Raw genomic sequence first — 20,264 nt, 5'->3', positions numbered from 1 at the left:
ATCATCCACGGCGAGGACGACCAGATCGTGCCGATCGACGCCGCCGGCCGCGCCTCGGCCGCCATCGTCAAGCACGCCAAGCTGATCACCTACCCCGGCGCGCCGCACGGCCTGACCGACACCCACAAGGACCGCTTCAACGCCGATTTCCTGGCCTTCGCCAAATCCTGATACAGACTGCTGCTTGTTATGTGATAAGGTTTCTGCTGTGCCAGTTCGCCACAGCGGAAACCTTATGAATATCGACACTCTCCTGCGGCTGTTCGCGCCCCCCTCCGACCCGTCCCTGATCCAATACGGCAGCTACACGCCGTCGCTGGTGCTGCTCTCCATCCTGATCGCCATCTTTTCGTCCTGGATGGGATTGCAGGTGGTGGCGCAGGCCCAGTCCAGCAAGAGCCGCAGCCTGCGCGCCATCATGCTGGGCACCGGCAGCCTGGCGCTGGGCTGCGGCGTGTGGGCCATGCACTTCATCGGCATGCTGGCCTTCAACCTGTGCACCGAGGTCGACTACGACCACGTGGTCACCATGCTGTCGGTGCTGCCCAGCCTGGCCGCCTCGGGCATCGCCCTGTCCCTGATCAGCCGCCGCCAGATCGGCACCGGCTCGCTGCTGCTGGGCGGCCTGCTGGTCGGCGCCGGCATCGGCGCCATGCACTACACCGGCATGGCGGCGATGCGCATGTCCTTCGACCTCTACTACGATCCGCTGATGTTCGGCCTGTCGATCGTGGTGGCGGTGGTGCTGGCCACGCTGGCGCTGTGGGTGCGCTTCGGCCTGCGCCTGCACACCCGCCTGCCGTCCAGCGTGCTGGGCGTGCTCAGCGCCACCGTCATGGGCTGCGCCATCGCCGGCATGCACTACACCGGCATGGCGGCCGCGCGCTTCGCCGGCCGCCCGCTGCCCGGCGCCGCGCCCGAGCAGAGCAGCACCTTCCTGGCGCTGGCGATCTCGCTGATCACCATCGCCATCACCATCTTCATCATGTCGGCCAACGGCCTGCTGCGCTACCGCGAACTGTTCCGCCAGAAAAGCGAGAGCGAAGCCTGGATGCGCGCCCTGCTCACCACCACCATCGACGGCGTGGTCACGGTCGACCGCGAGGGCCTGATCCACGAGTTCAACGCCTCGGCCGAACGCATCTTCGGCTGGCGCCGCGACCAGATCGTCGGCCAGAACATCCGCGTGCTGATGGACGACGCCCAGCGCTCCGAGCGCGACGGCCTGCTCAACTACCTGCGCACCGAGAACTCGGCCATCCCCGGCCAGGGCAGCGAGGTGATCGCCGTGCGCAAGGATGGCAGCCGCGTGCCGATCCGGCGCGCGCTGGGCCATGCGCGGCTGGCCGAGCGCGACCTGTTCGTGCTGTTCATCACCGACATCAGCGAACGGCGCGCCATCATGCAGGCGCTGCGCGACAGCGAGCAGCAGTTCCGCTCGCTGATCGGCAACATCCCCGGCATCTCCTTCCGCAGCAGCATGCGCTTCGACGCGCCGCCGGTGTTCGTCAGCGACGGCATCGAGCGCCTGGCCGGCTACCCGGCCAGCGACTTCGTCGGCGAGGGCCGCAGCCGCACGCTGGGCAGCCTGATCGTGCCGGAAGACCGCGCCGGCGTCGAGGCCGAGATCGACCGCGCCGTCGCCGACACCAGCGCCTACCAGGTCGAGTACCGGCTGCGCCACGCCGACGGCCACGCCAGCTGGATGTGGGAGCACGGCGCCGTCACCCAGGACGAGAGCGATCCCGAGCAGCGCTGGATCGACGGCGTCATCCTCGACATCAGCGAACGGCGCCAGATGGAGCAGGAGCTGCGCAAGGCCAAGGAAACGGCCGAACAGGCGGCGGCCGCGCGCGCCAGCTTCGTGGCCAATATGAGCCATGAAATCCGCACGCCGATGAACGCCATCCTGGGCTTCACCGACGTGCTGCTGGACACCGAACTGGACGACAACCAGCGGCGCCACCTGGACACGGTGCGCAAGGAGGGCCGCTCGCTGCTGCGCCTGCTCAACGAAATCCTCGACACCGCCAAGCTCGACAAGGGCGCGGTGGAGCTGGAGCCGGACGACTACAGCCTGCTGGGCCTGATCGACGAGCTGGCCTCGACCTTCGGCAGCAACGCCCGCAGCAAGGGCCTGGCCATCGACATCGTCTACGACCCGTCGCTGCCGCCCTGGCTGCACGGCGACGAGCTGCGCATGCGCCAGATCCTCGGCAACCTGCTCGACAACGCCATCAAGTTCACCGCCGCCGGCACCGTCAGCCTGCGCGCCAGCGCGGCCCAGGGCCAGCTCGAGATCGCGGTGCAGGACACCGGCATCGGCATCGCGCCGGAGCGGCTGGAAGCGATCTTCGATCCCTTCACCCAGGCCGACCCGTCGATGACGCGGCGCTTCGGCGGCACCGGCCTGGGCACCACCATCAGCCGCCAGTTGGTGGCGCTGATGGGCGGCAAGCTGTGGGCCGAGAGCACGCCCGGCCAGGGCACCACCTTCCACGTCCGGCTGCCGCTCGATCCGGCCCGCAACGACAGCAGCCAGGCCGCCGAACGCAGCGCCTATCCGCTGCCGCCGCTGCGGGTGCTGGCGGCCGACGACGTGCCGCAGAACCTGGAACTGCTGACCCTGCTGATGCACAAGCGCGGCCACACGCTGGAGCGGGCCGGCGACGGCGCCGCCGCAGTGCGCCTGTCGGCCGAGCGCCCTTACGACCTGATCCTGATGGACATGCAGATGCCGCTGATGGACGGCCTGGCGGCCACCCGCGCCATCCGCGCGCGCGAGCGCGCGGCCGGCGCGCCGGCCATCCCCATCGTCGCCATGACCGCCAGCGTGCTGGCGGCGCACCGCGAGGCCGCGTCCGCCGCCGGCATGAACGGCTTCGCCTCCAAGCCGGTGGACTGGTATGCGCTGTCGCATGAAATCGCCCGCGTGCTGGCGTTGCCGCCGCTGGAGCAGGCGCCGGCCGCCGCCGACGCGCCGCTGCGCGCGCGCGTGCTGAACCAGAAGACCGGCCTGCAGCGCTGGTCCGGCGACGAAGTCAAATACCACCAGGCGCTGCACCGCTTCGCCACCGACTACGGCGACGCCGCCACGTCTCTGGCGCGGCTGTTCGCCAGCGACAGCGAGACCCGGCTGGCCGAAGCGCAGGCCTGCTGCCACAAGGTGCGCGGCGTGGCCGCCAACCTCGGGCTGGAGCAGCTGGCCGCCACGCTGGCGCAGGCGGAAAAGCTGTGCGGCTCGCCGCAGCGCGAGGCCGGCGCGGCCACCCTGCCGACCGAGCTGGCCCAGGTGCAGCGCATGCTGACCTCGCAGCTGGACGCGGCGCTGAGCGCGATCCATGCGATCGAAACCCCGCGCGCCGTGCAGCGCGAACGCGAACAGGCCGCCGCCGCGGCCGCGCCGTCCTTCGACGCGCCACGCGCGCACGCGGCGGCGCAGGCGCTGCTGCCGTCGCTGCGGCGCGGCGCGCTGGACGACGACGCGCTGGCCGCGCTGGCCAACGCCATGAGCGGCGCCGGCCTGTCGGCCGCGCTGGCGCAGGAACTGGCGGCGCTGCACACCGCACTCAACGATTTCGATTTTCCGCTGGCCCATGCTACGCTGCTGGAATTGGCCGACCATCTGGCCAAGGAGAACCCATGATTAAAGCACCCACCAACGACCTGCCGCTGATCCTGGCCGTCGACGACGAGGCCAGCAACCTGCAGCTGCTGCGCCATATCCTGCAAGACCAGTACCGCCTGCTGTTCGCCAAGGACGGCCCGCGCGCGCTGGAGCTGGCGCGCCAGGAGCGGCCGCAGCTGATCCTGCTCGACGTCATGATGCCCGGCATGACCGGCTATGAAGTGTGCCGGCAATTGAAGGACGACCAGGCCACCGCCGCCATCCCGGTGATCTTCGTCACCGCGCTCAGCGACGCCAGCGACGAGGTGGTCGGCTTCGACGCCGGCGCGGTCGACTACATCACCAAGCCGGTCAGCCCGCCCATCGTGCGCGCCCGCGTGCGCACCCATCTGTCGCTGGTGCGGGTGGACGAGCTGGCCCGCACGCGGCTGGAGATCGTCCAGCGCCTGGGGCTGGCGGCCGAATACAAGGACAACGAAACCGGCCTGCACGTGATCCGCATGAGCCACTACTCGCGCATCCTGGGCCGCGCGGCCGGCATGAGCGAGGCCGAGGCCGACGACCTGCTGCACGCGGCGCCGATGCACGACGTCGGCAAGATCGGCATCCCGGACAGCATCCTGCGCAAGCCCGGCCCGCTGGAGACGGCGGAGTGGAAGATCATGCAGACCCATGCGGCCATCGGCGGCGACATCATCGGCCAGCACCCGGGCGGCATGCTGGCGATGGCGCACCAGGTGGCGATGACGCATCACGAAAAGTGGGACGGCAGCGGCTACCCGAACGGCCTGGCCGGCCGCGAGATCCCGCTGGTGGGGCGCATCGTCGCCATCGCCGACGTGTTCGACGCGCTGACCTCGGCCCGTCCCTACAAGCCGGAATGGCCGCTGGCGCAGGCGGTGGAATACCTGGAGCAGCAGCGCGGCAAGCACTTCGACGCCGATCTGGTCGACCTGTTCCTGACGCAGATGCCGGCGCTGCTGGAGGTCAAGCAGCGCTGGGCGGAGCGCAGCGCCGCTTGACCCCGTCATTCCCGCGCAGGCGGGAATCCAGGCATTGCCTGAATTCCCTCCATACTGCGCGTCTGACCATGCGGCGCATGGGTTCCCGCCTGCGCGGGAACGACGGCGGCTCAGGTGGCCAGGCGCGCCATCACGCCGGCCACGTGGTCGATCTGCGCGCGGGTATGGCCGGCGTTCATCATGAAGCGCAGCCGTGCCTGGCCCACCGGCGCCGCCGGGAACTGCACCGCGTCCACATGGATGCCCTCCTTGCGCAGCGCGATCGCATAGCGCTGGCAAGTCTCGGCCTCGCCCACCAGCACCGGCAGGACCGCCGTCTGGGTCGACACAATGGTGTAGCCCAGCGGCGCCATCTTGTCGATGAAATAGCGCTGGTTGTCCCACAGGCGCGACCGCCGTTGCGGTTCCTCGCGCAGCAGGTCGAGCGCCGCCAGCGCCGCGGCCGCCTGGTCCGGCGGCGGCGCGCAGCTGTAGCCGTAGGCCGAGCTGGTCAGGCGGATCACGTCCGCCACCTCGCGCTCGACGGCGACGAAGCCGCCCAGCGCCCCCAGCGCCTTGCTCAAAGTCCCCATCTGCATGATGCACGGGCTGTGGCAGCCGTAGTGCTCGGAGGTGCCGCCACCGTTGGCGCCCAGCACGCCGATCGCGTGGGCGTCGTCGAGGTAGAGCAGCGCGCCGTGGCGCTCGGCCAGTTCCACCAGCTGCGGCAGCGGCGCCAGCGTGCCCTCCATCGCGAACACGCCGTCGCTGACGATGATCGGCGTGCTGCCCTCGGCCGCGCCCGCCTTCAGCAGCGACTCCAGGTGGTTCATGTCGCCGTGGCGGTAGTTGTAGCGCAGCGCGCCCGACATCTGGATGCCTTCGCGGATGCTGACGTGGTTGTATTCGTCCGAGTAGTAGGCGTACTTGTGGCGCTTGCGGGCGCGGTAGCCGTGCAGGCGCGCCAGCGCGGCCGCCTTGACGATCGACGACAGCACGCCGATGTTGGCCATGTAGCCGGTGACGAACAGCACCGCGTCGCCCTTGTGCTGGAGCGCGCCGAGCCGCGCCTCCAGCGCGCGGTAGATGTCCAGGTCGCCGCCGTGCAGGCGCGATACGCTGTTGCCCACACCGTAGCGCCGCAGGCCGTCGCTGGCGGCCGCCACCAGCTGCGGATGCCGCGCCAGCGCCAGGTAGTCGTTGCTGCTGAACGACACCACCCGCTCGTCGCCGGCCTCGGCGGCGGGATGGACGGGGTGGTGTTTGAGCCAGTCGGCGATGTCGCTTAAGTCGTGCATGGAGAATGAAGGGGCCAGCCTGAGATGGTAACCCTCCATGCTAGCGGCGGCCGGCTTACCGCAGGCTTGCGGTCACATTACCGATCGGATAGCAGTCAGGACGGCGGCGCCAGCGGCAGCAGGATGCGCGCCACCAGGCCCGGCGCGCCGTCCTCCAGCAGCAGTTCGCCGCCGTGCGCCAGCGCGGTGGCGCTGACGATGGCCAGCCCCAGGCCGTTGCCCGGCAGGTGGCGGCTGTCGTCCAGCCGGTAGAAGCGCTGCCGCACCTTGGCGCGCTCGGCCTGCGGGATGCCGGGGCCGTTGTCGTGCACCGCGATCGAGGCCAGGCCGCCGTGGAACAGGCCGGCGCGCACATGGATCGCATGCCCCGGCCCGGCGTACTTGATGGCGTTGTCGAGCAGGCTGGCGACGGCGCTGGCCAGCAGGTTGCGGTCGCCGTCCACGTACAGGTGCTCGGGCGCGTCCACCGTCAGGCTCACGCCGCCGTCCTCGGCGCTGGCCTCGTACATTTCGCCGATGTCGGTGGCGATGTGGCCCAGGTCGAGCCGCTCGAACAGCCGGCTGCGCATGCCCGATTCGGCCTCGGCGATCTGCAGCAGGCGCTCGAACAAGCGTATCAGGTCGTCGATGTCGTCGATGGCGTCGTGCGCGGCGCAGGTCAGGCCCGGCACCGTGGCCTGGTGCCGCAGCGCGTCGTCGAGCTTGCTGCGCACGCGGCCCAGCGGCGTGCGCAGGTCGTGCGCGATGGCGTTCGAGACGTGGCGGATGCCGTCCATCAGCAGCTCGATGCGGTCGAGCATGCGGTTGATGTCGCGCCCCAGCAGCGCGAACTCGTCGCGCCCGCTGACGTCGATGCGCGAACTGAGGTCGCCCGCCTCGATGTGGGCGGCGGTGCGGCGGATCGCCCCCAGGCGCCGCTCCACCACGCGCCGGAACAGCAGCGCGCCGGCCAGCGTCAGCAGCAGCGACACGCCGGCGCCGGCCAGCAGCGCGTGCCAGATCACGGCGCGCACCGCTTCCTGCTCGCTCAGGTCGCGCCCGACGATCAGCACGCCGCCGCCGTCGAGCGGGCGCAGGTACAGCCGCGCCGGCGCCGGGCGGCCGCCGCGCGTGGCCACGGTGCTGAGCAGGGTCGGACCGTCGACCAGGCGCGCCGCCGGCCAGGCGCCCAGGTTGCCGGCCACCGGCCGGCCGTCGGCCGCCAGCAGCTGGAAGATCTCCAGGTCGCTGTCGATGCCGTCGTCCAGCTGGCGCCGCACCTCGGCCAGCAGCGCGCCGTGGGCCTGGCCGGCCGCATGGGCCAGCAGGCGGTCCGACTGGGCGACGATGCGGGCGTCGATATCCCGGTCCAGCACGCCCACCGTGCCGAGGTAGAACACCGCCGACACCAGCACGATGGAGGCCGTGCCCAGCAGGCCGTAGCCCAGCACCAGCCGGGCGGCGGTCGAGGCGCGCAGCGTGATCAAGCGGGCCGGCCCCCGGCCGGCGGCTCGGTGTCTTCCGGCGGGGCCGCGCCCATGCGGTAGCCGACGCCGCGCAGCGTGTGGATCAGCATGACGGGGAAATCCTTGTCGACCTTGGCGCGCAGGCGGCTGATCTGGACGTCGATGACATTGGTCTGCGGATCGAAATGGTAGTCCCACACCGATTCGAGCAGCATGGTGCGGGTCACCACCTGGTTGACGTTGCGCATCAGGTATTCCAGCAGCCGGTATTCGCGCGGCTGCAGCGTGATGACCTTGGCGCCGCGCGTGACGCGCAGGGTGCGCAGGTCCAGCTTCAGGTCCGCCACCTGCAGCTGCGAGCTGTCGGCGCCCGGCGCGCTGCGCCGCTGCAGCGCCTCGACGCGCGCCAGCAGCTCGGAAAAGGCGAACGGCTTGGACAGGTAATCGTCGGCGCCGCCGCGCAGGCCGGTCACGCGGGCGTCGATCGAGGTCAGCGCGCTGACGATGATGACCGGGGTCTGCTTGCCCAGCGCGCGCAGCTTGTCGACGATGGACAGGCCGTCGATGCGGCCCGGCAGCATGCGGTCGAGGATGATGATGTCCCAGTCGTTGCCGGCCGCCAGGTCGAGGCCGTCCGGGCCGTTGTCGCAGGCGCTGACCAGGTAGCCCGCTTCGCGCAGCCCCTTGCAGATGTAGTTCGAGGTGTCGGCTTCGTCTTCAATAACCAGGCAGCGCACGCGGGTCTCCGGGATTCAGGGTGGTGGCGGGTATTCTACCCTGCGGCGCCGGAGGTAAGCGAGCTGCGGTGGTGAACTCCCGCCCGGACGACGTCGTTGCGTCGCACAGGGGGTGGCGCCGTCTTGGCAGCGTCATTGATGAGGACCATCGGCAGGGCGCGGAGTTCGACCGCCATGATAGCCGCGTCCGCCAGCGGCGAACTTGCGCCAGATCAAGCAGCGCGCTGGCGGCCGGCCAGTTCGCAGTACAGCGCGTGGTAGTTGCGCGCCATGGTCTCGGCGGTGAACAGTTCCCAGTAGCGCGCCTCGGCGCGGCGGCCCATCTCGGCGGCGCGTTCCGGCTGCTCCCACAGCGTGCGCATGGCCGCGCCGAAGGCCGGCGGATCGTCGGGCGGCACCACCAGCCCGGTCTCGTTGTCGATGTTGATGTAGGTGGTGCCGGTGCCGATCTCGCTGGAGATCATCGGCTTGCCGTACATCGCCCCTTCCAGCAGCGAGATGCCGAACGCTTCCGAGCGCAGGTGCGACGGGAACACCATCGCGTAGCACAGCTCCAGCAGCGCCACCTTGTCCAGCTCGGCCACCGCGCCGACGAACATCACATGCGTCAGGCCGAGGCGCTGCGCGTGTTCCTTGAGCTCGCTCTCGATCGGGCCGGCGCCGACGATCACCACCGGGTAGTCGACGTTGGCCATGGCGTCGAGCAGGATGTGCAAGCCCTTGTAGTAGCGCAGCACGCCGACGAACAGGAAGAAGCGCTCGCCGCAGCGTTCGCGCCACTGTTGCTTGAGCGCCGCCGGCGGCTGCGGATAGACCGCCTTGTCCAGGCCGAAGGTGATGGTGCGCGTCTTGTGCTCGAAGCGCTTGAGCACCGACGACGAGGCCAGGTAGTTGGGCGAGCTGGCGACGATGGTGTCGACGCTGCGCAGGAAGCAGCGCTTGAGCGGGCCGTACACGCGCAGCAGGTTCTTCTGGCGCACGATGTCCGAGTGGTAGGTCACCACGGTCGGCTTGTCGATGCGCGCCAGGAAGTGCGCCAGGTCCATGAACGGCCACGGAAAGTGGTAGTGGATCACGTCGGCCTCGCGCGCCAGGCGCGCCAGCTGGCGGATCGCGGCGAACGAAAAGCCGGTCGAGGCGATCTCGAAATCGAGCGGCATGCGGTGCACGGTGTGGCCTTCGAACTCGATCCTGGCCGGACCGCTGTCGCGCGTCAGGGTCAGCACTTCGTTGGTGACGCCGAGGCGGCCGGTGCTCACGCACATCTGGCGTATCACCTGCTCGATGCCGCCCCAGGAATCGGGGTAATAGGTCTTGTAGAAATGGAGAACGCGCATGAAGGCTTCAGTCAGATAAGGCTTGGTGGTACACGGCGACGGTACGGCGCGCCGCGGCCTCCCAGGTCAGTTCCAGCGCGCGGCGGCGGCCGGCGGCGATGCAGCGCTGGCGCAGCGCGTCGTCGCGCGCCAGCGCGGTCATCGCGGCGCTGATCTCCGGCACCGACAGCGGATCGAATTCCAGCGCCGCGCCCTGCGCCACTTCCGGCAGCGAGGTGGCGTTGGAGGTGGCCACCGGCACGCCGCTGGCGAAGGCCTCCACCAGCGGCAGGCCGAAGCCCTCGTGCAGCGACGGGAAGATAAAGGCGCCGGCGCCGGCGTACAGGTGGTGCAGCTGGGCGTCGTCGGTCAGCTGGCTGAGCCAGACGACGTTTTCGCCGCGCTGGCCGGCGGCCTTGATCTGCGCCACCAGCTCGTCGCACAGCCAGCCGGGCGCGCCGACGATCACCAGCTGGCGCGCGGCGCGCAGCACCGGCGGCAGGGCCAGGTAGGCCTCCAGCAGGCGGCCGACGTTCTTGCGCGGCTGCAGCGTGCCGACGAACAGGAAATAGCCGGGGTTGAGGCCGTGCAGCGCCAGCGTGGCGTCGCGCGCCTCGGCCGCCGGCGCCTCGAACCATTCGGGCCGCACGCCGTGGTGCACCACGCTGATCTTGCGCTGGTCGACGCCGAAGTGCTCGACCAGCTCGCGGATCGAGTAGTGCGAACCGGTGATCACGTGCTGGGCGCGGCGCGCGGCCTGGATCTGCAGCCAGTTCTTCAGGCCGCGCAGGCGCGGCCGGCACCACTCCGGATGGGCGATCGGCACGGCGTCGTGCAAGGTCGCCACCACCGGGCAATCCATGCGCACGATGCGGTAGTCGGTGGCGTGGAACAGGTCCAGCGGCGGCGCGTCGCGGCCGGCCAGGCGGCTGACGTTCATGTGCACCGACTTCGGCAGCAGCAGGTTGCCCAGCGACGCCAGCGGGAACGACAGCGGCAGCGCGCAGCCCACCGTCAGGCGCTCGGCCGCGCCCGGCGACGGGAAGGAAAACGGCAGCGCCTCGGCGCCGGCCTGCGGCAGGTGTTCGAGCAGCGCGCGGCTGTACACGCCCATGCCGTCGAGCCGGCCGCCGGTCAGCGCCGGTTCGGCGGTGGTGGTGGACAGGCCCACGCGCAGCACGCGCGCGGCCGTGGTCGGGAGCGCGCTCACGCCGAGTACATCCAGCGCAGCGTGTCGGCCAGCGGCACCGTCGCCAGCGGGCCGGTGACGGCCTGCAGGCGGCGGTTGTCGCCGACCAGGCGCACCACTTCATTGGCGCGCACGAAGGCCGGGTTGACGTGGACGTTGATCTGGTAGCCGGCGATGTCGGCCATCATGGCCAGCGCCTCGCCCAGCGAATAAGCCTGGCCGGAGCAGATGTTGAAGGTCTGGCCGGCGGCGGCGGGGCCGGCGGCCAGCAGGCGGCGGTAGCTGTGCGCCACCATGCGCACGTCGGAAAAGTCGCGCCACACGTGCAGGTTGCCCAGCTCGATATCGGCGGCCCGGCGGCGGAAGTGGCCGACGATCTTCGGCAGCAGGAAGTTCTCATGCTGGCCGACGCCGGTGTAGTTGAACGGACGCGCCACGATCAGCGGCAGCTTGTCCTGCCACAGGCGCGCCATGTATTCCATGGCCAGCTTGCTGACCGCGTAATCGTTGGCCGGCGCGGCCGGCAACTCTTCGCCGATCACGCCGACGTCGGTGTTGCCGTAGATATTGGCGCTGGAGGCCAGCAGCACGGCCGACGGCTTGTGCCCGGCGGCGGCCAGCGCCTCCAGCAGGTTGCGGGTGCCGGCCACGTTGACGCGGTAGATCTGCTCGACGTCGCCGTGGCCGACGAAGGCGATGGCGGCCAGGTGGGCCACCACGTCCGGCCGCACCTGCGCCACCACGGCGGCCAGGCCGGCGCGGTCGTTGAGGTCGACGGCGAACTGGCGCTCGCCGGCGGCCTGGCCGGGCGTGATGGTGCCGTACACCTCGTACCCGGCGGCGCTCAGCTCCTGCTCGACATAGCGGCCGGTGAAACCGGACAGCCCCGTGATCAGGGCCCGCTTGCCGGTGCCCTCCATGCCTTGCGCAGCCATCATCGCTTCCTTAGAAGGAGAAGCCGGCTTTGTTGCGGCGCAGGTCGGCCTCGACCATCATCTGGCACAGCTGTTCCAGCGTGGTCTGCGGCTTCCAGCCCAGTTCCTTTTCGGCCTTGGCCGGGTCGCCGATCAGCAGCTCCACCTCGGCCGGACGGTAGAACTTGGGATTGACGCGCACCAGCACCTTGCCGGTCTTCTTGCAGGTGCCGATTTCGTGGTCGGCCGCGCCGCTCCACGCCAGCGCCACGTCGACCGCCTTGAACGCCATGTTGACGAAGTCGCGCACGGTTTCGGTGCGGTTGGTGGCCAGCACATAGGTGTCCGGCTGGTCGGCCTGCAGGATGCGCCACATGCCTTCGACGTATTCCTTGGCGTAGCCCCAGTCGCGCTTGGCGTCCAGGTTGCCCAGTTCCAGCACGTCGAGCTGGCCCAGATGGATCTTGGCCACCGAGTCGGTGATCTTGCGGGTGACGAACTCGCGGCCGCGCAGCGGCGATTCGTGGTTGAACAGCACGCCGGAACAGCCGAAGATGCCATAGGATTCGCGGTAGTTCACGGTCATCCAGTGGGCATACAGCTTGGCCACGCCGTACGGGCTGCGCGGGTAGAACGGGGTGTCTTCCTTCTGCGGCACGGCCTGCACCTTGCCGAACATTTCCGAGGTCGACGCCTGGTAGAAGCGGATCTTCGGGTTGACGATGCGGATCGCTTCGAGCAGGTTGACCGGACCGATGCCGGTGATTTCCGCGGTGGTGACCGGCTGCTCGAAGGACACGCCGACGAAGCTTTGCGCCGCCAGGTTGTAGACCTCGTCCGGCTGCGCCGATTGCAGCAGACGGATGTTGGAGCCCAGGTCGGTCAGGTCGTACTCGACCAGGTTCAGATTCGGATGCGACTGGATGCCCAGTTCCTCGATACGCCAGAAATTCACCGAGCTGGTGCGGCGATAAGTGCCGGTGACTTGATAGCCTTTTTCCAGCAGCAGCTCCGCCAGATAAGCGCCGTCCTGGCCGGTAATGCCCGTAATCAGGGCTTTTTTTGTTTTATTCATGGTGAATGACCATCCAAATCATGGGTGACTTTACAACCCGCTATTGTAACAGAGCGCCTATGCCCCACTTCTCACCAATTATATCGATTACATTCCTTACATCTTGTTACCATCAGCGGCAGTGATGACCAAACTTAATTGATCTCCGAGCAACAAAACAGCGGGGGTCAGATCTGACATTCGGACACGACCTCTACCGTAACGCGGGCTACGGTAGAGGTCGTGTCCGAATGTCAGATCTGACCCCCGGGGTTTGGGGTTTAGGCCTTGCGCTGGGCTACCGCGTCGACCACGCACAGCGCGGTCATGTTGACGATGCGGCGCACCGTGGCCGACGGCGTCAGGATGTGCACCGGCTTGGCGCAGCCCAGCAGGATCGGGCCGACCGCGATGCCGTTGCCGGCCGCCGTCTTCACCAGGTTGTAGGCGATGTTGGCGGCGTCGATGTTCGGCATCACCAGCAGGTTGGCGTCGCCGGTCAGCGTGGTGCCCGGCATGATGGAGTTGCGCAGCTTGGAGTCGAGCGCGGTGTCGCCGTGCATTTCGCCGTCCACTTCCAGCGTCGGGTCCATCTGCTTGACCAGCTCCAGCGCGGCGCGCATCTTCTGCGCCGATTCGCTGTTGGACGAGCCGAAGTTCGAGTGCGACAGCAGCGCCGCGCGCGGCGACAGGCCGAAGCGGCGCATCTCTTCGGCCGCCATCACGGTGATCGCCGCCAGCTCCTTGGCGTTGGGGTTCTCGTTGACGTGGGTGTCGACCATCACCAGCTGGCGCTCAGGCATGATCAGCACGTTCATCGCGGCGTACACGCAGGCGCCGTCGCGCTTGCCCAGCACCTGGTCGATGTAGTGCAGGTGCAGCTGGGTGGTGCCGAAGGTGCCGCAGATCATGCCGTCGGCGTCGCCCTTCTTGATCATCATGGCGCCGATCAGCGAGTGGCGGCGGCGCATTTCCAGCTTGGCGTACTCCTGCGTCACGCCCTTGCGGCTGGTCAGCTCGTAGTAGGCCTGCCAGTATTCGCGATAGCGCTCGTCGTGGTCGGGGTTGATGACGTCGAAGTCCACGCCCTGCTTCAGGCGCAGGCCGAACTTGGTGATGCGGGTCTCCAGCACGGCCGGACGGCCGACCAGGATCGGACGGGCCAGCTTCTCGTCGACGATCACCTGCACCGCGCGCAGCACGCGCTCTTCTTCGCCCTCGGCGTAGACGATGCGCTTGAGCTCGTCGGCGGTCTTCTTGGCCACCTGGAACAGCGGCTTCATGAAGGTGCCGCTGCGGTAGACGAACTGTTGCAGGCTGTCGGCGTAGGCTTGCAGGTCCTTGATCGGACGGGTGGCGACGCCCGATTCCTCGGCCGCCTTGGCCACCGCCGGGGCGATCTTGATCAACAGGCGCGGATCGAACGGCATCGGGATCAGGTACTCGGGACCGAACGACAGGTTGCTGAAGCCGTAGGTGGTGGCGACGATGTCGGACTGCTCGGCGTGGGCCAGCTCGGCGATCGCGTGCACCACGGCGATTTCCATTTCGCGGGTGATGGTGGTGGCGCCGCAGTCGAGCGCGCCGCGGAAGATGTACGGGAAGCACAGCACGTTGTTGACCTGGTTCGGATAGTCCGAGCGGCCGGTGCAGATGATGGCGTCGCCGCGCACCGCCTTGACGTCTTCCGGCAGGATTTCCGGGTTGGGGTTGGCCAGCGCCAGGATCAGCGGGTTGGGCGCCATGGCCTTGACCATGTCCTGCTTGAGCACGCCGCCGGCCGACAGGCCGAGGAAGATGTCGGCGTCGCTGATCACTTCGGCCAGCGTGCGGGCCGAGGTTTCGCGGGCGAAGCGCTCCTTGTCCGGGTCCATCAATTCCTTGCGGCCCTTGTAGACCACGCCGGCCAGGTCGGTGACGTAGATGTTTTCCAGCGGGAAGCCGAGGTCGACGATCAGGTCCAGGCAGGCCAGCGCGGCCGCGCCGGCGCCCGACACCACCAGCTTGCAGTTGGCGATGTCCTTGCCCACATACTGGATGCCGTTCATGATGGCCGCGCCGACGATGATGGCGGTGCCGTGCTGGTCGTCGTGGAAGACCGGAATCTTCATCCGCTCGCGCAGCTGGCGCTCGATGTAGAAGCACTCGGGCGCCTTGATGTCTTCCAGGTTGACGCCGCCGAAGGTCGGCTCCAGCGAGGCGATGATGTCGACCAGCTTGTCCGGGTCCATCTCGTTGATCTCGATGTCGAACACGTCGATGCCGGCGAATTTCTTGAACAGCACGCCCTTGCCTTCCATCACCGGCTTGGCCGCCAGCGGGCCGATGTTGCCCAGGCCCAGCACGGCGGTGCCGTTGGTGATGACCGCCACCAGGTTGCCGCGCGCCGTGTATTTATAGGCGTTGGCCGGATCGATGACGATTTCCTCGCACGGCGCGGCCACGCCCGGCGAGTACGCCAGCGCCAGGTCGCGCTGGTTGGTCAATTGCTTGGTCGGCGTGACGCTGATCTTGCCTGGCGTCGGGCACTCGTGGTATTCGAGCGCCGCGAGGCGCAATTGTTGACGAAGTTCTTCTTTTTTATCAGATGACGAATCCATGCTGTGCGGCCTTCCTGTTTGTACTGTCGGAAAGCTTCCGATTTTATCAGACCAATTCTTTCAATTAAGTAGGTATTTTCACCAACAGCTATGACAGATATCAGCATTATTTATGATTCAAGGCAACATCAGCCGAATTTTTGACGTTTTTAGCGGCAATAACCTATCAATAGCTCCAATATAATCAATTTTCCGCATCCATCACTATTTTGTATCGCGTGATGAAATTTGATTGAAATTGCCAATCAGATGACGGCCGGGGCGGCGGTAAGCTGAACCGGCCCCATTTCAGGAGTAGCGCCATGTCCACCTTGATGAGCAACAATTCCGGCCTGCCGGCCACCACCGGCGCGCCATCGCCGTCCGCCGCCTGGGACCGCCTGCTGGACTGGCAGCGCGACGGCACGCAGCTGGCCTTCGTCTACAGCCGCTCGCTGGGCGGGCTGATGCAAACCGGCCGGGGCAAGCTGACGCACCTGGGCGAACAGGCGCTGACCATCGAGGCGGCCGGCAGCCGGCTGCTGATCCTGCTGGCCGGCGCCGGCTACGAGACCGGGCCGCAGCTGTTCTTCACGCCCAACCTGCTGGGCCGCTTCGAAGTCGACGGCGTGGCGGTCCGGCTGGCCAACCACGACTGGCTGTTCCTGTCGGCCGAGACCATGCCGCCGCACGCCGCGCTCCCCGCCTGACGGCAGGTACAATAACGCATGCTCTCAGAATTCGACCTCATCCAGGAATACTTCCAGCGCCCGCAGCACGCGGCCCGCGCCACGCTCGGCATCGGCGACGATTGCGCGCTGCTCACGCCCACGCCCGGCATGCAGACGGCGATCTCGTCCGACATGCTGGTCGAAGGCCGCCACTTCTTTGCCGGCGAAGACGCGGCCCGCCTCGGCCACAAGGCGCTGGCGGTCAACCTGTCGGACCTGGCGGCGATGGGCGCGCGCCCCATCGCTTTCACCCTCGCTCTGGCGCTGCCGTCGGCCGACCGCGACTGGCTGGCCGGCTTTTCCAAGGGCCTGTTCGCGCTGGCCGACGCCTACAACATCGAACTGATCGGCGGCGACACCACCAAGGGCCCGCTCAACATCTGCATCACCGTGTTCGGCGAAGTGCGGCCGGGCCAGGCGCTGCGCCGCGCCGCCGCCAAACCGGACGACGATATCTGGATCTCCGGCACCTTGGGCGACGCCCGCCTGGCGCTGGCCGGCTACCGCCTGGAACACACCATGGACGCCGCCAGCCTGCTGGCCGCCGCGCCGCGCCTGCACACGCCGACGCCGCGCGTGGCGCTCGGCATGCTGCTGGCGGAACAGGCCATCGCCCACGCGGCGATCGACATCTCCGACGGCCTGGTGGGCGACCTCGGGCACATCCTCAAGCAGTCGCAAGTCGGCGCCACGCTGGACGTCGACGCGCTGCCGGCCGGCGCCGTGCTGGCCACGCGCGAGACGGCGCTGCGGCGCGCCTACACCGCCGCCGGCGGCGACGACTACGAACTGTGCTTCACCGCGCCGGCCTCGGCGCGCGCGGCGGTGCTGGCGGCGGCGGCCAGCGTCGCCACCCCGGTCACCCGCGTCGGCCGCATCGAGGCCGCGCCCGGCCTGCGCCTGGTGGACGCCGCCGGCGCCGCGCTCGAGCTGCAACTACACGGCTTCGATCACTTCACTTCCTGAAGCGCGGTGACGTCCTCGCCCGGATGGCCCGCGAGCCGGCCGCTGCCGTGCATCAGCCAGTAGTGGTGGAAGGCCAGGCGGATGTTGTCGCGCAGCTGGGTGTCGTCCCACGGCTTGGTGTAGAAGCGGTAGATGGCGCCGCGGTTGATCGAATCGAGCACCGCGTCCAGCCCGGTGTAGCCGGACAGGATGATGCGTATCGTCTCCGGGTACATCTCCTTGACCTTGCTGAGGAACTCGGTGCCGCTCATGCCCGGCATGCGCTGGTCGCACACGATCACCTGCACCGCGTGCAGCGCCAGCAGCTCGAAACCCTCGCCCGGCGTGGCCGCCGTCAGGATCTGGTAGCCGTCGCGGCGGAACAGCCGGTGCAGCGAGGACAGCACGTTGACGTCGTCGTCGACGATCAATAGCGTCTGCGCCGGCTGGCCTTCCTGCGCCGGGTCCGGCGGCAGGCAGTGGCCCGTCAGCACCAGCTGGCCCATCTCCAGCGGCGCCACCGGCCGGCTGAAATAATAGCCCTGGATCTCGTCGCAGCGGCTGCGCCGCAGGTATTCCAGCTGGGCGCGCGTCTCCACCCCCTCGGCGATCACCCGCAGCTTCAGGCTGTGCGCCATGCTGATGATGGCCTGGGCGATGGCGGCGTCGTTGGGGTTGGTGGTGATGTCGCGCACGAAGGCGATGTCGATCTTCAGCTTGTCGATCGGGAAGCGCTGCAGGTACGCCAGCGAGGAATAGCCGGTGCCGAAGTCGTCGATCGCCACCTTCAGCCCCAGCGCCTTCAGGTTGCTCAGCACGCTGATGGTGCGCTCGGTGTTGGACATCAGCGCGGTCTCGGTCAGCTCCAGTTCCAGCAGCTCGGGCGGGACGTCGTGGCGCAGCAGCGCGCTGCGCACCATCAGCTCGAGGTCGCCCTCGATGAACTGGCGGCTGGCGACGTTGACCGCCACCCGCACCGGCCCGACGTCGCTGCGCAGCCAGGCGCCGATCTGGCGGCAGGCGGCGTCGATGATCCAGGCGCCGACCCGCACGATCAGGCCGGTATCCTCCAGCACCGGCACGAACTCGGCCGGATACACCAGGCCGCAGCCCGGCCGCTGCCAGCGCAGCAGCGCCTCGGCGCCGGCGATCTCGCCGCTGTGCAGGTTGACCTTGGGCTGGTAGTGCAGCAGCAGTTCGTTGTGCTCGAGCGCGCGGCGCAGCGCCAGCTCCATGTCCAGCCGCGCCAGCACCTGCACGTTCATGCCGGCGGTGAAGAAACGGTAGCCGTCGCGCCCGGCCTGCTTGGCGCGCTCCATCGCCGTGTCGGCGTACTTGACCAGGGTGTGCGGATCGGTGGCGTCGTCCGGGTACATGGCGATGCCGATGCTGGCGCTGAGCGCGGCCGGGTGGCCGTCCAGGTCGAACGGCAGGCGCAGCGCCTCGCGCACCTCGTTGGCCATGTGCACCGCGTCCTGCTGGTCGCGCGTCATGGTCAGGATCAGCGCGAACTCGTCGCCGCCCATGCGGCCGACGGTGTCGCGGATGCGCACGCACTGCACCAGCCGGTTGCTGAACTGGCGCAGCAGCTCGTCACCCAGCGCCGCGCCCAGCGAATCGTTGATGTTCTTGAAGCGGTCCAGCGCGATGAACAGCACCACGATGCGCCACGCCTTTTCCTGCGCCAGCGCGACGGCGTCGGTCAAGGTCTGGAAGAACAGCGTGCGGTTGGGCAGGCCGGTCAGGCTGTCGTAGTGGGCCATGTGCTGCAGCAGCTCCTCGGCCTGGCGGCGCTCGCTGATGTCGCGCGCCACGCCCAGCAGGATGGCCGGCTGGCCGGCGCGCCGCAACAGCTGCCAGTACAGCTCCACCGGCACCGCGATCAGGTCGCGCCGCATCAGCTCAAGCTCCAGCAGTTCGGGCGGGCGCATCGGGACGACGCTGGCGGTGAAAGCGCTCAGGCGCTCGGCCAGTTCGCACAGCGCGGCCGGCGCGCCCAGGCCGATGCGGCTGGCGGTCTGGCCCAGCATCTCGCTGCGCGGATAGCCCAGCATGCGGCAGGCGCCGTCGTTGACGTCGACCAGCTCGGCGCTGTCCGCGTCGAGCAGGAAGATGGCGTCGGCGGTGGCGTCCATGGCGCTGCGGAAGCGTTGCAGCTCGGCGGTGCGCTCGCGCACGGTCTGCTCGAGCAGCGTGTTGTAACCGCGCGTTTCGCGGTGCAGCAGGCGCACTTCCAGCATGTTGCGGATGCGGGTCAGCACCTCGACCGGGTCGAACGGTTTGCTGACGAAGTCGCGCGCGCCCAGTTCCAGCGCCTTGATCTTGTGGTCGGGCTGGGCGGTGACCACCAGCACCGGCAGCCAGGACTCGGTCTCGAGCGGGCGGATCGCCTCCATCACGTCGAAGCCGGTCATGCCCGGCATCTGCATGTCGAGGATGATCAGGTCGTACTGGTGTTCGGCGTGCCAGCCGGCCACCACGCGCGGGTCGGTGGTGGAGCTGACGTTGGTGTAGCCGGTGGAGCTGAGCAGGAACTCCAGCAATTCCACGTTCACCGGCTGATCGTCGACGATCAGGATGCTGGCCTTGAAGATGTCGGTCTGGCTGATCATGGGATGCGCCCTCCGTATGGTCCCTGATGAGCCGGCGTCATGGCCGGTTCGGACCGCGTCCTGTTCCCGAGCAAGCTTAACAGTTTGCCCAATTGACGGCGCACTGCTGCGATTTTTGGGCAGCGGCGACCGGGCTATCCTCCGAGTGTACGCAAGTTCAAATCGGCGGTCTAATGTTTTCTGGCATGTTGCTGTTCATGCAAATCATCCGTGCATCGCTGGCATCGATTGCACAGTGCATGGTAGAGTGGAAGCCAGCCCGCAGATTGCCGCAACAGAAGGAGATCCCCATGAATTCGAACAGCGACACCATCCTCGACCTGGCCGCGCAAGTCGGCAAGTCCCTGCAAGCGAAAGGCCTGATCCTGGCCACCGCGGAATCGTGCACCGGCGGCGGCGTGGCCCAGGCCATCACCGAGATCGCCGGCTCGACCGCCTGGTTCGATTGCGGCTTCATCACCTACTCCAACGCCTCCAAGACCGAAATGCTGGACGTGTCGGCCGCGCTGATCGCGCAGATGGGCAGCGTGTCCGAAGAAGTGGCGGCGGCCATGGCCAGCGGCGCGCTGGGCGCCAGCAACGCCCATCTGGCGGTCTCGACCACCGGCATCGCCGGCCCCACCGGCGCCGTGCCGGGCAAGCCGGTCGGCACCGTGTGCTTCGGCTGGGCCAATGGCGACACCGTGCACACCGAGCGGCTGGTGTTTGCCGGCGACCGCAAGGCGGTGCGCGAGCAGACCGTCATCCATGCGTTGCAGGGTCTGCTACGGTTTATTGACTGAATGCGGACTGGCGGTTGCCATCCCGCCACAAAA

The 20,264-nt window shown here is 68.4% G+C and carries 15 protein-coding genes; 6 read left to right on the top strand and 9 right to left on the bottom strand.

Annotated features, from left to right (window positions below; genetic code table 11):
• The 3 genes from RUGAMON1_RS17885 to RUGAMON1_RS17875 all read left to right on the top strand — a co-directional run.
• Positions 1–171: alpha/beta fold hydrolase (locus tag RUGAMON1_RS17885; RefSeq protein ID WP_445231774.1), on the top strand; the 171-nt coding region annotated here is incomplete at its 5' end.
• Between the two features lie 64 nt (positions 172–235).
• Positions 236–3,646 carry an MHYT domain-containing protein gene (locus RUGAMON1_RS17880; RefSeq protein WP_445231769.1) on the top strand — a complete coding sequence of 1,137 codons (3,411 nt, stop codon included), beginning with the start codon at positions 236–238 and terminating at the stop codon, positions 3,644–3,646.
• Positions 3,643–4,650 carry an HD domain-containing phosphohydrolase gene (locus tag RUGAMON1_RS17875; protein ID WP_445231768.1) on the top strand — a complete coding sequence of 336 codons (1,008 nt, stop codon included), beginning with the start codon at positions 3,643–3,645 and terminating at the stop codon, positions 4,648–4,650. The genes RUGAMON1_RS17880 and RUGAMON1_RS17875 overlap by 4 nt, the downstream gene beginning before the upstream one ends.
• Positions 4,651–4,760: 110 nt before the next feature.
• Here RUGAMON1_RS17875 and RUGAMON1_RS17870 read toward each other — a convergent pair whose 3' ends face one another.
• From RUGAMON1_RS17870 to RUGAMON1_RS17835, 8 genes are all read right to left on the bottom strand, one after another.
• Entirely contained in the window at positions 4,761–5,927 is a 1,167-nt protein-coding gene (locus RUGAMON1_RS17870; protein WP_445231767.1) for an aminotransferase class I/II-fold pyridoxal phosphate-dependent enzyme, read from the bottom strand.
• Between the two features lie 95 nt (positions 5,928–6,022).
• On the bottom strand, positions 6,023–7,393 hold the full coding sequence (locus RUGAMON1_RS17865) for a HAMP domain-containing sensor histidine kinase (RefSeq protein WP_445231766.1): 1,371 nt from the start codon (positions 7,391–7,393) through the stop codon (positions 6,023–6,025).
• Positions 7,390–8,109, bottom strand: coding sequence for a winged helix-turn-helix domain-containing protein (locus tag RUGAMON1_RS17860; protein ID WP_445231765.1), 720 nt, complete (start codon positions 8,107–8,109; stop codon positions 7,390–7,392). Before RUGAMON1_RS17860 ends, RUGAMON1_RS17865 begins: the two co-directional genes overlap by 4 nt.
• A 212-nt stretch (positions 8,110–8,321) precedes the next feature.
• Positions 8,322–9,446, bottom strand: coding sequence for a glycosyltransferase family 4 protein (locus tag RUGAMON1_RS17855; RefSeq protein ID WP_445231764.1), 1,125 nt, complete (start codon positions 9,444–9,446; stop codon positions 8,322–8,324).
• Between the two features lie 7 nt (positions 9,447–9,453).
• Entirely contained in the window at positions 9,454–10,635 is a 1,182-nt protein-coding gene (locus tag RUGAMON1_RS17850; protein WP_445231763.1) for a glycosyltransferase family 4 protein, read from the bottom strand.
• Entirely contained in the window at positions 10,632–11,549 is a 918-nt protein-coding gene (locus RUGAMON1_RS17845; protein ID WP_445231773.1) for a GDP-mannose 4,6-dehydratase, read from the bottom strand. Before RUGAMON1_RS17845 ends, RUGAMON1_RS17850 begins: the two co-directional genes overlap by 4 nt.
• A 10-nt stretch (positions 11,550–11,559) precedes the next feature.
• Positions 11,560–12,603, bottom strand: coding sequence for a GDP-mannose 4,6-dehydratase (gene gmd, locus RUGAMON1_RS17840; protein ID WP_445231762.1), 1,044 nt, complete (start codon positions 12,601–12,603; stop codon positions 11,560–11,562).
• Positions 12,604–12,863: 260 nt separating this feature from the next.
• Positions 12,864–15,182 (bottom strand): NADP-dependent malic enzyme, encoded by a 2,319-nt coding sequence (locus RUGAMON1_RS17835; protein ID WP_445231761.1) that lies wholly within the window; start codon positions 15,180–15,182, stop codon positions 12,864–12,866.
• Positions 15,183–15,484: 302 nt separating this feature from the next.
• Here RUGAMON1_RS17835 and RUGAMON1_RS17830 point away from each other — a divergent pair, with 302 nt between their 5' ends.
• Complete coding sequence (locus RUGAMON1_RS17830) at positions 15,485–15,871, top strand: hypothetical protein (protein ID WP_445231760.1); 387 nt, start codon at positions 15,485–15,487, stop codon at positions 15,869–15,871.
• A gap of 18 nt (positions 15,872–15,889) precedes the next feature.
• Positions 15,890–16,858, top strand: coding sequence for a thiamine-phosphate kinase (thiL, locus tag RUGAMON1_RS17825; RefSeq protein WP_445231759.1), 969 nt, complete (start codon positions 15,890–15,892; stop codon positions 16,856–16,858).
• On the opposite strand, the gene RUGAMON1_RS17820 is transcribed toward thiL, so the two are convergent.
• Positions 16,843–19,449 (bottom strand): EAL domain-containing protein, encoded by a 2,607-nt coding sequence (locus tag RUGAMON1_RS17820; RefSeq protein ID WP_445231758.1) that lies wholly within the window; start codon positions 19,447–19,449, stop codon positions 16,843–16,845. The two genes, thiL and RUGAMON1_RS17820, sit on opposite strands and share 16 nt — an antisense overlap.
• A gap of 290 nt (positions 19,450–19,739) precedes the next feature.
• On the opposite strand from RUGAMON1_RS17820, the gene RUGAMON1_RS17815 reads away from it, so the two are divergent.
• The gene (locus RUGAMON1_RS17815; protein ID WP_116992177.1) at positions 19,740–20,231 is read left to right on the top strand and encodes a CinA family protein; all 492 of its coding nucleotides are present in this window, start codon (positions 19,740–19,742) and stop codon (positions 20,229–20,231) included.
• Positions 20,232–20,264 lie beyond the last annotated feature (33 nt).

It is taken from the genome of Duganella rhizosphaerae (assembly GCF_040364205.1).
Classification (GTDB): domain Bacteria; phylum Pseudomonadota; class Gammaproteobacteria; order Burkholderiales; family Burkholderiaceae_D; genus Rugamonas; species Rugamonas rhizosphaerae.
Note: the sequence above shows the minus strand (reverse complement) of the source record. Positions and strands in the feature narration are given on the sequence as shown.

Coding starts and splice junctions, on each gene's coding strand:
- RUGAMON1_RS17880 (WP_445231769.1), top strand. CDS start 236: ATGAATATCGACACTCTCCTGCGGCTGTTCGCGCCCCCCTCCGACCCG.
- RUGAMON1_RS17875 (WP_445231768.1), top strand. CDS start 3,643: ATGATTAAAGCACCCACCAACGACCTGCCGCTGATCCTGGCCGTCGAC.
- RUGAMON1_RS17870 (WP_445231767.1), bottom strand. CDS start 5,927: ATGCACGACTTAAGCGACATCGCCGACTGGCTCAAACACCACCCCGTC.
- RUGAMON1_RS17855 (WP_445231764.1), bottom strand. CDS start 9,446: ATGCGCGTTCTCCATTTCTACAAGACCTATTACCCCGATTCCTGGGGC.
- RUGAMON1_RS17845 (WP_445231773.1), bottom strand. CDS start 11,549: ATGGCTGCGCAAGGCATGGAGGGCACCGGCAAGCGGGCCCTGATCACG.
- gmd (WP_445231762.1), bottom strand. CDS start 12,603: ATGAATAAAACAAAAAAAGCCCTGATTACGGGCATTACCGGCCAGGAC.
- RUGAMON1_RS17835 (WP_445231761.1), bottom strand. CDS start 15,182: ATGGATTCGTCATCTGATAAAAAAGAAGAACTTCGTCAACAATTGCGC.
- RUGAMON1_RS17830 (WP_445231760.1), top strand. CDS start 15,485: ATGTCCACCTTGATGAGCAACAATTCCGGCCTGCCGGCCACCACCGGC.
- thiL (WP_445231759.1), top strand. CDS start 15,890: ATGCTCTCAGAATTCGACCTCATCCAGGAATACTTCCAGCGCCCGCAG.
- RUGAMON1_RS17820 (WP_445231758.1), bottom strand. CDS start 19,449: ATGATCAGCCAGACCGACATCTTCAAGGCCAGCATCCTGATCGTCGAC.
- RUGAMON1_RS17815 (WP_116992177.1), top strand. CDS start 19,740: ATGAATTCGAACAGCGACACCATCCTCGACCTGGCCGCGCAAGTCGGC.